The organism is Sphingobacterium sp. HSC-15S19 (genome assembly GCF_050433745.1).
Lineage (GTDB): Bacteria > Bacteroidota > Bacteroidia > Sphingobacteriales > Sphingobacteriaceae > Sphingobacterium > Sphingobacterium siyangense.
Genome location: NZ_JBNPWQ010000053.1, coordinates 1 through 15591, shown reverse-complemented (window position 1 = coordinate 15591; position 15591 = coordinate 1). Strand labels below are relative to the sequence as shown.

Below are 15591 nucleotides of genomic sequence, written 5' to 3'. Positions count from 1 at the left end.
TTATGTGGAGAATATTAGCTATTGTTATTTTTCTGCTTGGATCTAAACCTGTCATTGGCCAGCGGATCAAGCGTCAGACCGATAAACATATTGTCAATCAGCAGGAGCGCATGGTGCATAAACAGTGGGACCGAAAGAAATTTACCCCGACTTCTGGATTTCTCGGACTGAATTATCAGTATTGGCTCACCTGGGGCCTTCATCCAAGTTATCCCAAGCTGGACAGGCGCCCCCTTTCAGGCTCAGGGCCCCAGACCATGCGAATGGGTCTGGTGATGGCTATGCAGCAGACCAATGATTCCTATAAAATGCAGTCCGATACTATCCGAAATACTGCTATCAAGGAACTTACCAATTATTCAGGGGCTGTGAGTGCCGCAGATCCACTTTGGATGCTATACTATAAACATGAGTTCGCCCCCCTAGAAAAGGATGAATCCCTAATCCTTCAGGGGATCAGTTCAGAGGTAAAAGAATATCTGATAAATAAAGGTACTTATGAATGGTATACCAGTGAAAGATCGGGCCTCATAGAACGTCTGGAAATCCTGAAAACAGCAGATCTTGAAAGGGGCAGCAGGATCTTGGGCTATCATCGCCTATTGTCGGAATATAGGGTTCTTGAATCGGGGTGGGAATCCAAGAAAAGCAACGCCCTGAAATTTCTATCACTATCAAGTGACCTGTCTTCCATTAAGGAGATAGATCCGGTCATGCCGCTCCCACATACTGGAAAATCTGATATTGAAATTGCGGACAAAATCCTAAATAAGAGCAGATGATAAATTAATTTTTTATGACATATACATTTTTTTTACAGGCATCTCCAGTGGGGGTGCCTGATTCATTTAAGGATACTTTCACTTTCCTACAGGGAAATGGGGTATACGAGGAAGGGGTAATGCACTTCCTGAAAGGGATGAAAGATACGATATGGACCCATTACGATACTTTTATTACGGATGCACAGGCGCTAGCGGCAATTTTTATGCTCATATTTTTTGCCATTAAGAGCTATGAAATGATGTCCGGCGATAAAAAAATGGAGATTATGCCCTTGCTCAGGCCATTTGGACTGGTCATGGTCATTATCTGGTGGGGAGCTTTCACAAGGGTGATCGCTTATCCTACGGATATTGTAGCTGCCAAAACGGAAAGCCTTTTTGATAGCGGACAGACCGAAGTCAATAGCCTTCGGCTCCAACGCGCAAAACTCATGTATGACATAGCCAATTCCCTGACCCAGATCCAGGCGGAAACCGAAGTCGCAAAAAACGAGGCGGATACATGGTACGGAAAGGCTTGGGATGCGGTCACCTCAACCGTGAAAGATGGATTTACTTCCGTATGGAACAATGTCGTGGAGCTAAGAAACAGGATGCAGATCAATTTGCAGCTATGGATGACCTATACACTGGAAACTTTGGCAGTCTGGGTACTTCGGATCTGTGTTTATATCATATTCATGATCCAGATACTCTATTCGACCATTCTGATCATTTTAGGCCCATTCTCCGTTGCGGTAAGTATTCTTCCCGCTTTCAGGGATTCCTTCGGAACCTGGATCGCACGGTTCGTGTCGGTCAATCTCTACTCTGGGATTGCCTATCTGGTGATGCATATAACCAGTCTTTTTCAGCAGTATGCTCTAGAAGCTGAGATCACCCGTTATCAGGAATTATTATCGACTTCTGGCGATAGGCTCGAAAAACTTGGCTGGCTTGCCGGAAATGGAATAATGTCATTTGGGATCGTCATCGTAACCTTCCTGATCGGTGGGCTGACAATGCTCACGGTGCCAAGTATAAGTACATGGATCGTATCCACTTCTGGAATCACTTCAGCCGCGGGTACAATGGGCCGTGGGGCATCCGGTATGGCAAGAACAGCTAGAAGGGTGATCGCAAAATTCTAAACTTAAATAAAGAACATGATTATCAAAAATATAGAATCAAAGATTCGTCTGGCAACCCTTATTGCCGTCGGGAGTTTAATAACGGCCTTTCTGTTGGTGTCCATAGTTTCTTTCTTTGCCTTTAAACAGGTGGAAAGTGCAAGAAAGTCAGTATATGTACTGGATATAAATAATGTGCCATTGGCCGCGCAGCAGACCAGTGTTGAAATGAACCGTTCAGCCGAGTACCGAACGCATATAAATTTATTCCATAGTCTTTTTTTTACTCTGACACCGGACGAGAAGTTTATAGAATACCAGATGAAGCGAGCGATGTATCTGATTGATGAATCAGGTGCTTTACAATACAATAACCTCCGTGAGAAAGGATTTTTTAATTCCATCTTGTCTTCCAGTGCGGTACTTACGATCCAGACGGATTCAATCCACCTTGAAGGAAACTATTTTCGCTTTTATGGTAAACAGACCATAGACCGACGGAGCTCAACCGTCGTTCGTAGTCTCATTACAGAAGGATATTTAAGGGACCTTAAAATCAGGACAGACAACAACGCGCATGCAGTTCTGATAACGAGATGGAAAACATTGGAAAATAAAGACCTCAGTTATGTTCAAAAAAATAACCTCTAATAAATCCGAAAGCAGTGTCTGGAAAGAGATCGGCAATGAATTTTCCAGGTATACTGTCCATCTTAGAAAATGTGTAAGGTCAAAATTGAGTACATATCCCAAACAGGTTTTCATGTTCATGGTGTTATGTATCCTGATTTCAATCTGCTGTTTTTTTATGCTGCCAAGGCAAAAGGAAGCAAAAATGGTGAAGAATCCGAAACTCTCTGCACCTATTGCGGATGGAATGGGAAATATATTTGGTTCAATCTCCGATCTAAAAGAAGTACTTGAACTTCAGGCTGTCCTAGAAGGGCTTTCAAAAAAAGATAACCTGGATAAACAGGATAGTATGATCCTTATCCAGATAAAGGATAGGCTTTTGTCGCTGGAAAACCATAATGCGAAGGATTCGATATCCAAAGATTGATCCAGCATTTTTTCCCTAAACCTGCTTAGTATTTCTCAATTCTAAATCAAATTATATTATGAAATTAGACCTAAAAAGGCCCAAATATATCATACCGATTATCGTCCTGCCTTTTATCTGTATTTTCTTTTACGTTTACCAATCCGCATTTTCAAAAGAGCGTGCTGTAAAAGATAATGGGCCCCAGCTAAAAGAACAGATTTCGGAAGTCTCCCCAGAGGTGAAAAATAAAGCTTTAACCGATAAGCTTAACGCTTACCGGGAAATGTACCGTCGAGGGGACGGCTATACCGCGGTGAATCAATTGCAGGAAGACAAAGTAGATGGATTCCGTTTTGATGAAATGTACAATGATAAAGAAAAACGCAAGTTAGATTCCATAAGGGATAAGCTTAAACAGGAATCACTAATTTCAGTTAATGCTCCAAGGGCTGTGCATGGAAATGAAGACCTGGACCGTGTCCTGAGTTCCCTTGTTCCTAAATCCAATCCAGAATCTAGAAAAGAACCAAAAAGGACAGAAGAAGATCCGATGCTTCTATTCCGCCGGCAGATGGAATTTGCCGATAGTCTGGCAAAGGCAAATGATCCGGAAGAAAGGGCAGCGAGAGAGGAGAGGCAGCGGATCGAAATGGCGAAAAAAGAAGAAGCGGATCTACCATTGCTTAATGTCAGAAAGGCCGACGATACCGAATCCGTTTTCAATACGGTTAGAGACAATCCGAACGATTCTTTTATTCAGGCCATAATTGACGAGAATATGACCGGATATGTGGATTCCAGGTTGCGGATCAGGCTCATGGATAATTTATTGGTGGGAAGCAATCTGATTCAAAAAGGCACCTATTTATACGCAAAGATTAGTGGATTTACCGGCCAGCGTGTCCTTTTGAGCATTACTTCAATTATGCAGGGAGGTAAGATCCTGCCCGTAAAACTTGATCTGTATGATAATGATGGTCTTCAGGGCCTTTATGTGCCCGCATCCGCTTTCAGGGAGTTCAGCAAAGAGCTTGGCGCAAATTCTTCTCAGGGAATTTCAATACAGGGGGGAGAAAACCAGAACCAGATCATTATGGGCGTGATCCAAAGGATGTTTCAGTCGACTACTACAGCAGTTTCCAGGTATATCCGGAAAAACAGGGCGAAAATCAAATATAATACGCTGGTCTATCTGATAGACCCACAAGCACTTCGTGAAAATCAAAAACAATACAAATAATCATTCATCATTTTCAATTATGAGAAATCTATTTCTGTTTTTATCGGCGATATTTTTGCTCGCCGCAACCCCGACAATGGCACAGTCAGGTGGAGACCATTTACTTAGCGACCTTAAATCTATCAGGATTTCCAAGGGAAACACAGTTCACATCCTTTCACCGGAACCGATCAAATATGTGGATATCTCTTCCAAAAGAGTAGTGGCAGATTTGCCTATAGATAATTTGCTCCGGCTTAAAATTGTTTCAGACAGCATGAATCTAGATGATTCGGGGACAGAACTCGGCAGCATTACAGTGGTCGGAGAAAATTTCATGACACAGTTCCGGGCCTTGAAAACTGGTCAGGATATTGAAGCACAGTCGCCGGTTCTTTATGAAATAAATCCTTTATCTACGGTTCCGCTGGAGCCTTCGGAAAATAACCTGAGCAGGAGCCAGATGAGGTCCTTATCCTATACTCTTTTAACCCAATCCGGTAACCGCCCAAAGAGGAAGGAAGAGAAGTTTGGAATAGGGATCTATCTGAACGGTATCAGAACGATCGGTGATTTCATTTTTCTGGATCTTTCATTTGTCAATAATACGAACCTTTCATTTAGGCCAGATCAGCTACGTTTTTTTGTGGAAGATAAAAGAATCACCAAGGCAACAAATGTCCAGTCGGTTGAGATAGAACCCATCTGGCAATTTCAGCCATTCGACCTCCTAAAGAAAAAGAACCGGAATATTTATGTTCTTAAAAAAGTAACATTTCCGGGCAATAAAATATTGCGGGTAAGTCTCACTGAAAAACAGTTGTCAGGCAGGGCAATTGACCTGAAAATCAAATACCAGGATATCCTGAATGCCGATTCTCTATAATCAATAAAAAAATGGAAGAAACAAAAGAACAACAGGGCCTTTATAGATTCTTCCAGTTCGCCATTTATCTTTCCATTTTTCTGGAGTTCTATCTCTTTCTTTATGTTGAGAAATCCCTTGAATATGGGATTCTAAACAAAACAAATTTACTTTTTGCAACCAAGCTGGCAAGGATGCCTTTTTATTCGGGACTGCTGGCCAGTAAGCTATTTACTGTTTTTTTGGTCATACTGGTTTCTATCGGTACCCTGAGTAAAAAGAAGAAAGATCTAAATCCCAAGAACCATATTGTTTATCCCCTCACGCTTGGATTCTTAATAATTGGGCTCGCTGTATGGCTGCACGGTCAAAAAGGGAAACCGGTTCTATACGGGCTGAATTATTATGATCTTGGTTATGTATTCAGCTCTTTTCTGGGGATTGTCCTGATCCATGTTGCATTAGACAACATTTCAAAGATTATCAGCTCTAGATTAGGGAAAGATAAATGGAATATCGAGGAAGAATCCTTTATGCAGCCCACCCAGGCGAAAATCACGCCATATTCTGTCAATATCCCTATGTTGTTTTATTATAAGGGAAAGGTTAATCAAGGCTATATTCCACTGGAAAACTTATTTAGGGGCTGTTTGGTCTGCGGAGTTCCGGGAAGCGGTAAAAGTTTTGGGGTCATTATGCCAATTCTGCGTCAAATGATAGCAAATTCATTTACCATGTGCATTTATGATCTAAAGTATCCTGATCTTGGGAAGATTGCTTACTATCATTACCTGCTGGCGAAACAGGATGGAAAAATGCCGGATTATGAATTCCATGTCATTAACCTAAATGATCCATCTAGAAGCCGCCGGGCAAATCCATTTAAACCGGAATATTTGCAGACCCTCGCAGATGCAAATGAAACTGCCGAAGCATTGGTAGAGGCCCTTAAAAAGGGTGATAAAAGTGGAGGAAGCGACCAGTTTTTTACCCAATCTGCCGTGAACTTCTTAACCGCCTGTATCTACTTCTTTTGTAAGTATGAAAATGGATGCTATTCAACCTTGCCACATGTTCTGGCATTTTTGAACATGTCCTACGAAGATGTTTTTGACACACTCTTTAGCAACGAAGAACTTAATTCGCTCTTGTCTCCTTTTATGACAGCTTATAAGGCGCGTGCTTTTGAGCAGCTGGAGGGACAGGTAGGAACGCTAAAAATCTTTATCAGCAGGCTAGCGACAAAAGAAACGTTCTGGGTTTTTGGAGGAGATGACTTTGAACTACAGGTCAGTAATCCCAAACATCCCGGAATACTGATCTTGGCTAATGATCCCGCTACCCAGAGCATCAATTCCGCATGTTTATCGGTTGTCGTGAACCGTGTTACAAAATTGGTGAATTCCAAAGGAAACCTTCCTGTTGGAATAGTCGTTGATGAAGCTCCAAGTTTATATTTATACCGTATAGAACAGGTCCTTAGTCAGGCTCGAAGTAATCTTGTGGCGACAGTCCTGGGTATCCAGAGCTTACAACAATTTCAGCAGCAGTATGGCAAAGAAACTTCCGCAACGATTACTTCGGTAGTGGGAAATGTTCTATCAGGAAGCGTGCAGAACAAAGATACGCTTGAGTGGTTGGAAAGGATCTTTGGAAAAGTAAAACAGCAGAGCGAAAGCCTTAGTATCGACAGGAATAAAACTTCTATATCCCTGTCAGAAAAACTCGAACCCCTTATCCCCGCCGGTAAAATCGCAGCACTGCCTGCTGGTCAGATGGTAGGACTTGTCGCTTCTGATGCCGTAGAGAAATTCACCGGAAAATTTAGGACCTCAGCCGTTAACTGCCGAATAAATATTGATGTTGGAGCGATAAAACAGGAAGAGCAGCATTATAGAGAATTACCCATATTCTATGATTTTGGAGAGAAAAAAGAACAGATACTGCTGGCAAATTTCAAAAAGATCAAAGAGGAAGTTAATTCAGTTGTTGAAGCAGTTACCGGATTTCGGTATACCGAGCCTACCGAAAAAGAATCCTTAGCGGATAAGTACAAAAATTCATCGGAATAATTTTCAGAACACTGATTTAATTTCATTATGTATAATATTCGTTGCCCTGTTTATTGTAGTCCAATAATCTGGGTATTTCTATTGCTTTTTATTTCCTTAAATACCGTTGGGCAATCCCTAGATTTTAGTCTCCCGCTTGAAAAAATGCGGGTTACGTCGCCTTACGGTTTTAGGGTACATCCGATAAAATTTAAACCTATTCATCATAACGGTGTAGATCTTGCCGCCAGAGATTCACCCATCTTTAATATAATTTCAGGAAAAGTGGTGAATGCCGCGGAAAGTCCTACGCTGGGTAAATTTCTGGTAATAGAATCAGGTGATGAAATCCAGGTTATATACGGACATCTATCTCGACTATTGGTCCAAAAAGGCGAATGTTTACCGCCCGGTCATCTACTTGGTGTAAGCGGTAGAACAGGTCTGGCGACCGGAGAGCATCTCCATCTCTCAGTCAAAATCCGGGGTCAATTTATTGACCCCATTCTTTTTCTTAAAAAACTCAATGAACTCAGCTTAAATCCTTTAAACGAGCAAAAAAATGAATAAATCTTTTGAAAGCCTTAATGAGAAACTTAGAATTCTGAAAGAAGGCGAAGAAATTGGGCTAACGCCCGAAGAGGCAGTCATATACGGAATATCTTATGGTGACGAATTTCCTTTTGACGAGGAAAATAACGAGGAAGGGGAGGAGGATGAACAATAAGGTAAAATCGCTACACGAGCAGGTTGCCGCGGCCCTCATAGAAAAATTGGAAAAAGGAACAGCTCCTTGGCAGAAACCTTGGAATTCCGTCTCAACCGATTTCAGTCTTCCTTATAACGCAATTACCGGAAATAGATATAAAGGAATCAATATCTTTTCATTGCTGAATTCAGGCAGGGAAGACCCCCGATGGCTGACTTTCAAGCAAGCGGATTCCAAAGGCTGGCAAATAAATAAGGGTGAAAAGGGTACGCTTGTTCAATTTGTCAAAACCCATGATCTTATCCCGAAATTAGATGAAAACGGGAAAAAAGTCCTTGATGAAAATGGCAAAAGCATAAAAGTACGGACGCCTTTGGAACGTGCCATTGTCACAGCGGCTTGGGTCTTTAACGCTGAGCAGGTCAGTGGAATTCCTAAATTAGAATTAAAACCCCAATTGAAATCTGATTGGGACCCAATAGTCCGTGCGGAAGATCTGGTTCTCCTTTCCGGTGCGGTGGTCAATCACAGAAAAGGAGATGAGGCGTATTATAGCCTCCGTTCTGACAGTATAACGATGCCGTTAAAAGAACAGTTTGCCACTCCAGACCGCTATTATGCTTCCCTTCTTCATGAGCTTGGGCATTGGACTGGCCATCAGGATAGGCTCAACAGGTCCCTGTTTAATAGGTTTGGAAGTGAAGGGTATGCACGGGAAGAATTAAGGGCTGAGATTGCCTCTATGCTGATCGGTGATGAGTTTAAGATCGGTCATGATCCTGGCCAGCATGCTGCTTATGTAAAAGGGTGGATCGAAATGTTAAAAAATAATCCTTATGAAATCCATGCGGCGGCAACGGACGCGGAAAGGATATTTTCTTATCTGCTGGATTTTGAGCGTAAACGTGAACTTAACCAGCAAACCACTAATAAAAGCTCGCAAAAAAATGAATCCAAACTCTTTATTGGCGATATCATTACGTACAAGGATTCGGTTTATAAAGTAACCAGTCAACTGAAAAGAGGAAGGCTTCAGATGGAAGTAGAGGACTCCGGAAAGAAATTTGTACTCTCAAAAAACGACAGACTCTACCAATCGTTGCTAGATGTCAAAAACGGCAATGATATAAAAACTCCAGCAATTTCTAATAGTAACGAAGAAGTCCAAAAGGCTTCTTATGGTTTAAAACGTTAATCCTATAACTCGATAATAATATGAATCAATTTAAAGACAACGAACTTCCCCTTGGTGAACTTGAAAAATTGGGCCTCTACATTCAGGGACGGATACTTCTCTCCAGGGACAACATCAATGCACTTCTTACAGGTAGAAGAACTGAAATGACAAATTTTAAAGACCTTAAATTTGATGGGCTTTCTATTCCCGAACTCGATGCGAAACTATCTTTAAAGAAAAATGACGACGGAAGTGTGAGCCTGAATGTGCATCCAATATATAAGGTGGCTAAAGCACATGAGCTTCTGGATGAAAATGAAAGCCAGAAACTTCAAAATGGTGAGATTGACAATATTGCCAAAGAGCAAGAAGTACAAAAGGGTAAGGTCAGGAAAATAATCATCGAATATGATGAACAGACCAAAGAATTTATTTCCTATGATCCTGAAAAAGTAAATGTTCCATTAGCTGTAAACTCAGAGACGCTTACCGAAGAGCAAAAGAAAAAATTTAAAAATGGTCAGATTGTGAAATTATCCGATGGTACCAGGTTTCAGCATACGGCGCTTAACCCCCAGGGATTAAAATCGGATAATAAAAGACTAGCACTTTCGGTCCTGTTTGATGCAGGCATCTCTTACCTTGTATATAGAGGGATTCAGGCCCTGAAAAACCGTGCTGCCAAATTCCAATCCGAAGGTTATACTAATGGGTATAATCAGGCCATTGCAGATATGAAACAAAAAGGAAATGTAGTCGATTCTAATGTCACCATCCAGCAATTAATAAATAAACATATCCCAAATCAAGAATCTAGAGGATATGGACGCTCATCGTCCCGTTAATGAATGTAGATAAGTTGGATCAGGATGTGATCCGATTCTTTGAACCCTTTTTTGAAAGATCTCCTGCCGGTTTTGAGTTCAGCTATAGATATCTTTCAGATCAGCAAAAGGAAGTTTGGACTAACAACGTGTGTGTTAAAGAGGTAGCTAGTGGTATATGGAAAGCTTATAATCATTTTCCATCTTCGGTAACTGATTTATTTATAGCTCCAGCTTGTCTAGATATTTTATGTTTTACACATTTTTTTCCACAATATGTTGATAACTCGTTGTCTGTTGCCTTTGCTTCGATGGGTTATCTCCCATGCAAAGTAAATTTTAGGGAACTCATTTGTGAGTTCCCTAATGCGAAAATCCATCTGATAGCTGAAAATAGCTTGATTGGGAAAATCTTTGACTGCAAGATTGCTCTTTGGAACCGTAGTATTGACTCAAAATTTTGGATCAATGGTGATTTAATAGAAATAGAATTTGGCTCGCAAAGTCTTGTATTACCGATTGAGAGGTTTTCCCTAAACTACTTTGAGGTGATTTCTGGTAAACGGTTCGCCATCCGAACTCATAAACCGGTTAAGGGATTCTTGAATTTCCCTCATTTATTTACTGCTTTATAGTCTTCAGTGCCAATAAGGCTGATTGTTATCCGTCTAGAACTTGTGGATTTAACCACATTTAGAATTATATTTTATGAATATTGAACTTAAAAATATAAAACACTCTCCTTCATTAAGCGAAGAGACAGAGGCGTTCACAGCTTCTTTATATATAAATGGTAAACATGTTGGTTATGCCAAAAATGCAGGACATGGTGGTTCAACTGACTATTATCATAAAGATGCTAAAGGAAAAGAACTTATAAAGCAGGCCGAAGACCACGCAAAATCTTTTAAAAAACCAGATGATCCTTTTATTAATATGGCTTTAGAAGAGAAATTAAATGATCTACTTTATGATCATTTACAGAAAAAGGAACTCGAAAAATTCAATAAGAAACTTGCTAAAATAACCGACAATGGAATTGCCTATGGTATTCCAAATGATTCGTATTCTTATTTTACTTTCAATCACTCGATGGAAAAATTCCTAAATAATATTAAAGGGATCGAACATATCAAGAATTTGATAAGGGATAAAATTATTCCAAAGCTAGGGTCCGATAAAATTATTTTAAATACAAATATTCCTGAAACACTCCTTTTGGAATCTGGTCTCAAAAAAGGCCAGTATGCCCAACCTAAAAGCAATATTGTAACTCAAGCCAATTTGGATTCACAGAATGAGCAAATTAAAAGAAGGAGGTAGTATGTTAAAATAGGGAGAACCCTAACCTGTTTTCTAATCAGAAAATCCGCTTTTTTATTCTGTAGTCCCACCTATGTTCGAATTAGGTGTAGAATTTGATACCATTCAGAAATTCAATGATCAATTAATTCATAACATTTTGATCGTCTGGATATTGTGCTGAGAGATTAGGAAATCGTCTTAGAATCGAATTGCATCTATACCTGAAATATCCGATTAATTGTCTATTCTAAGCCATACGTTTCGGCCTGATAAGCTATTTTTCTCGAAGCTATAATCATTAGATGATAACCTTGCTCGGAAGAAGAAAATTATCTCAGTTCTAATATGGTTTTTATCAAAATTTTGGTAATCAAAGCGGTCTAGAACTTTAACTTTTATAGATTATAATTTCAATAAAATTTAAAACGTTTTACTTAATTTTAGATCAATTTAAACCGAAATATTAAGTAACTTAAAAAATTGCATCAATTCATAGTATGAATCTTAGACAAATTTTAAATAATTCTAAAATTGGATTGTTAGAAAAAATCAATTTTATAAAAACTCAAATAGATCCAGGTAGCTATAATAAGATATTTGAGAGTAATAGAATTTTAAGACATTCATTAAATAGGAATTTATTTCCCAAAAATCTTGAAAACATTAAAGTTAACGATCCATTGTATTTTACAAATGATTTTGTCTCTGAATTTCAGTGGGTTGCTAACAAGATATTATTAAATGTTTCGGATATTAATCAATTTGTTGTTTTAAAAGAAGAGTTTGAGATTTCAATTTTAAAAGGTGATTTTCCTACTGCTAAATCCCTTATTTCACAAATTGTTTCGAATTATGGATTTAGTATATGGTCAATTGAATCAGAACTGCATATCTCCGAGGAAGAAATTGGTTCAAGTGAAAACTGGTTAAAATTGTCCAATTATTTAAATATTATAGGGAATAATTTTTATGAATTCTGTATAAATGCGAGTAGTAAAAAAATTGAAAACTCTGTATCTTTTGAAAGTTATGTCAATCAAATACAGAATGATATAAATACTATAAATGCAAATGAGCTAATAAAAGATTTTTTTGTATTCAGCAATTTCGTATTTGCTAATTATAATTATTATTATTCTGATTTACGAAGCGCTATTTATATCTGTAACTTATTTTCTATAATAGATCAATATAATAATATTATAAATGTTATTACTGTAAACCTAAACAATAAAAATTGTGAATATAGAGCCTTATTTAAATCATTTGTTTCCAAATTAATTAAAGCGGGGAATTCAGATATAAGAGTTATCAATATTTATAATCATCTGTGGGATGAAAAATATATTGAAAATAAGAATTGGACTCTAATAAATGAGATATTAGAAATCTATTACAAAGGAGATTTTAAATCATCCCTGAAACTTAGTAAAATATTTATAATAGAATATCCTTTGGAATTCGAGGTCTATGAGATTTATATAAAGTCAATAATAAATTTAAAACAAGAATTTGAGCCTTTAGGACTAAGATCTATTGATTTAGTGTTAATGGAATTATATCAATATTTATTATTTAAAAAAAACAATGAAAAATGTGGTAGAAAATTAATTAAATATGCCCTCAAGTATTCGAATGGCAATCTAGGAATGCAAATAATGGATTTTCTTTCTAATATAGATAACAACAAAAATCAATCAATTAGATATTCTTTTTATTCTAATTCTTATAAAGTTGCTTTAGAAGGATTTAACTCTGCTATAGGTGATTTATTCGGGAATAATAACTATTTTGAATATAAAAAAATTTTGTATGGGCTTAAGGATGTGGAATATTCGAAGTTTGTTTCAACAGATAATTTACTGAAACTTGTTGCAGAAGTTGCTTATTATTACTATAGCAATAATTATTCTAGTGTAATAAGTCTTGTAACAGAAAATTTTTCAGTTATAATCTCCAGTAATTACTACAAAGAGCGTTTTTTGTTTTTTTTATTCGATTCTTATATAAAAGATAACAAAATTGAAGAAGCTCTCGATCTATTTGGATATATGATGTTTGATGAAGACACCTTTTACATCAAGACAAATTTCCAAGAACTATTTGAGCTAGCAATAGAGAATGATGATAAATTTAAATTCATTAGTAGTATAAATACTTTGATTCTATCATCTTTGTATTATTTTGAATATAATTTATATGAATTTCTAGATGAGTTTTTATGCTCAAGAAATTATGATTTAGAAGATGTATTACATCTCGAAAATTTAGATCCAAGTATTAATGTATATTTATTAAATAAGATATGCACGATAGATACCATCAAGTATTACTTTAATCGAATTAATGATACCGAGGAATTTAGATTGAAAGTTTTGTTTCGTCTAATAACTATAGATAAAAAGAATAAGAAAATTTATAGTGATGAAATCGATGAGATAAATAAAAAGATTTCTGTAAGAAATGTGATTAAAGAAGTTAATAATGGAAGATTATTCGTAGATATAGATAGACTCAAAGAACAATTAGTTGAGAAATATAATGATGATTTTAACCGTCTTTTAAGAATAGCCACAGAAAAGAAAAGCAATAAGTTGGTAAGTTTCAATGCTTCAAAAGCCAGAAACTGGGAAACGTCATTGAAAGAGCAGGTGCAAGATGATTTTAATAATTATAATGATGCTGATTTTGTGGCTTTTAAAAATATATATTATGAAGTTCGCGAGCAATTTTTATTTAGCAAAGAATATGGATTAGACAGTAGTTTGAGTACAAAAATTCGACATGGCGCATTGGAAAACCAAATTAGAAGTGTATTTGAGAAATTAAATTTGGTAACAACAAAGCTATCTGGCGAGTATATTGACTCTGAATACTGGAATTCACAAAAAGTTGAACCAGATTGCTTGGAAACTATACAGATTCAAATAAAAGTTTTTAGCAAACAAATAGATGATCTCACTGGGAATTTAAAAAACCATGCGATACAAATTACTCATGAAAGATTGAATAATCCAATTGCTGTATTTAACTATTCTACAAATGATGAGATCCTTTACAATTTTTATAAACAACATATCGATTATTTAAAAAATACAGACGATATTGTTGAAATTTTATTAAATGATTTAGCATACTATACGAATTTGAAATTGTGTATTGGTATTTACGAATATTTAGAAAATGAGGTCTATCAACTAATTAGTGATCTGGTCGAGAACTTTAGAAATAGCCTTCCTAAATCATTGCCTAGAAATATCATGCTTTATGAAAATTTAAATACGTCTTTGACAAATTTGCAATTGTGTCTTGAAGATGTTTCTGAGTGGTTTATATTAGAAACATCTTCAACCTCCAAATTATTAATGCTTGAAGATATAATAAATGCCAGTGTTGAAATTACAAAGCAATTAAATATAAGTATTACTGTTGATTATGAGGTGGATATGAAGTTTAAGAGCGTTTCTGGTTATAGTAGTTTGATCTATGTGTTTAATATTCTATTTACCAACGCAATTATTCACTCTCAATCCGATAATAAGATAAAGTTAACAGTTAAGAGTGAATTGATTGATGGTCAATATATTAAAATTGATGTTATTAATACTCACAATATTAAAGATCTTCAAAAAACAAAAGATAATTTGAAAATTATAAAGGATAATTGGAATGATTTAAAGAAAATAGAACGCTCTAATATTGAGGGGGAGAGTGGGTTCCATAAAATTAAACGAATAATGATATATGAAGCAAAATGCATAACAGAAAAGTTCGATTATGAAGTAAATAGTGAAAATATCACAATCTCACTTTTTTTAGTTTATAAAAAACCAGATAATCATGAAAATATTAATTATTGAAGATGATAGAATTAAGATCGATAAGTTAACATCCTTATTGTATAAATGCGATTTTGACTTAAGAGAGTCATTTCAATCAGGATTGGAAGCATTAAGATCGAACAACTATGATGTGTTAATTTTAGATATGACCATACCGCTTTGGGAGAAAGAGAATAATGATATTAATCAAAATTATGAACAATTTGGTGGAGAGAAGATATTACGCGAAATGAAGAGAAAAGCTATTATTGTTCCAGTAATCTTGTTTACTATGTTTGACAAATTTCCTATAGGTAATGATGTATTGACTTTCGAACAGATTTCTGCAAAATATAAACAGAATTTTGATTTTTATGTTGACGGGGTATATTATGATTCAAGAAACGATGATTGGAAGAGTAATTTGTTAACTCTAATAGAAAGTATAAAATAAATGAATCCTAATATTTCGATTTTGATCGTAGATGATGATATGAATAAAATTCAAAATATTATCACTACAATAAAAGCCCAGATTAAAGATGTGCCATTAAGAATAAATCAAGCCATTAGCATATCGGAAGCCAAACTGTAATCTCCCCTAAAAATAGCTACGATTATTAATGTAGTTTTATAAATTAGGGACAATGAAAAAAAGCAAATTCAGCGAGTCACAGATCATCA

At 36.6% G+C, this 15591-nt stretch carries 15 protein-coding genes; all 15 read left to right on the top strand.

The window, feature by feature from the left end; all coding sequences use genetic code 11:
* Window positions 1-2 precede the first annotated feature (2 nt).
* The 15 genes from L1283_RS26620 (at window position 3) to L1283_RS26550 (ending at window position 15361) form a co-directional block, all read left to right on the top strand.
* Window positions 3-782: a hypothetical protein gene (locus tag L1283_RS26620; protein WP_286778632.1), complete on the top strand. Its 780-nt coding sequence runs from the start codon at window positions 3-5 to the stop codon at window positions 780-782.
* Window positions 783-796: 14 nt separating this feature from the next.
* Window positions 797-1915: a plasmid transfer protein gene (locus tag L1283_RS26615; RefSeq protein WP_286778631.1), complete on the top strand. Its 1119-nt coding sequence runs from the start codon at window positions 797-799 to the stop codon at window positions 1913-1915.
* A 15-nt stretch (window positions 1916-1930) separates the two neighbouring features.
* Window positions 1931-2545 (top strand): conjugative transposon protein TraK, encoded by a 615-nt coding sequence (gene traK / locus L1283_RS26610; protein ID WP_286778630.1) that lies wholly within the window; start codon window positions 1931-1933, stop codon window positions 2543-2545.
* A gap of 184 nt (window positions 2546-2729) precedes the next feature.
* Window positions 2730-2954, top strand: coding sequence for a hypothetical protein (locus L1283_RS26605; protein WP_286778629.1), 225 nt, complete (start codon window positions 2730-2732; stop codon window positions 2952-2954).
* 58 nt (window positions 2955-3012) lie between these two features.
* Window positions 3013-4176, top strand: coding sequence for a conjugative transposon protein TraM (locus L1283_RS26600; protein WP_286778628.1), 1164 nt, complete (start codon window positions 3013-3015; stop codon window positions 4174-4176).
* Between the two features lie 19 nt (window positions 4177-4195).
* Window positions 4196-5041, top strand: a complete 846-nt coding sequence (traN, locus tag L1283_RS26595; RefSeq protein WP_286778627.1) for a conjugative transposon protein TraN — start codon at window positions 4196-4198, stop codon at window positions 5039-5041.
* A gap of 11 nt (window positions 5042-5052) precedes the next feature.
* Window positions 5053-7092, top strand: coding sequence for a type IV secretion system DNA-binding domain-containing protein (locus tag L1283_RS26590; protein ID WP_286778626.1), 2040 nt, complete (start codon window positions 5053-5055; stop codon window positions 7090-7092).
* Between the two features lie 144 nt (window positions 7093-7236).
* A complete protein-coding gene (locus L1283_RS26585; RefSeq protein ID WP_286778625.1) occupies window positions 7237-7641 on the top strand; it encodes a M23 family metallopeptidase in 405 nt (134 codons plus the stop codon).
* A complete protein-coding gene (locus L1283_RS26580) occupies window positions 7634-7798 on the top strand; it encodes a hypothetical protein (protein WP_286778624.1) in 165 nt (54 codons plus the stop codon). The genes L1283_RS26585 and L1283_RS26580 overlap by 8 nt, the downstream gene beginning before the upstream one ends.
* The gene (locus L1283_RS26575) at window positions 7788-8975 is read left to right on the top strand and encodes an ArdC family protein (RefSeq protein ID WP_286778623.1); all 1188 of its coding nucleotides are present in this window, start codon (window positions 7788-7790) and stop codon (window positions 8973-8975) included. Before L1283_RS26580 ends, L1283_RS26575 begins: the two co-directional genes overlap by 11 nt.
* Window positions 8976-8995: 20 nt before the next feature.
* Entirely contained in the window at window positions 8996-9802 is an 807-nt protein-coding gene (locus L1283_RS26570) for a DUF4099 domain-containing protein (RefSeq protein WP_286778622.1), read from the top strand.
* Window positions 9802-10416 (top strand): hypothetical protein, encoded by a 615-nt coding sequence (locus L1283_RS26565; RefSeq protein ID WP_286778621.1) that lies wholly within the window; start codon window positions 9802-9804, stop codon window positions 10414-10416. The genes L1283_RS26570 and L1283_RS26565 overlap by 1 nt, the downstream gene beginning before the upstream one ends.
* 73 nt (window positions 10417-10489) lie before the next feature.
* Window positions 10490-11104, top strand: coding sequence for a hypothetical protein (locus L1283_RS26560; protein ID WP_286778620.1), 615 nt, complete (start codon window positions 10490-10492; stop codon window positions 11102-11104).
* Window positions 11105-11583: 479 nt separating this feature from the next.
* On the top strand, window positions 11584-14946 hold the full coding sequence (locus tag L1283_RS26555; RefSeq protein WP_286778619.1) for a hypothetical protein: 3363 nt from the start codon (window positions 11584-11586) through the stop codon (window positions 14944-14946).
* Complete coding sequence (locus tag L1283_RS26550) at window positions 14927-15361, top strand: hypothetical protein (RefSeq protein WP_286778618.1); 435 nt, start codon at window positions 14927-14929, stop codon at window positions 15359-15361. Before L1283_RS26555 ends, L1283_RS26550 begins: the two co-directional genes overlap by 20 nt.
* Window positions 15362-15591 lie beyond the last annotated feature (230 nt).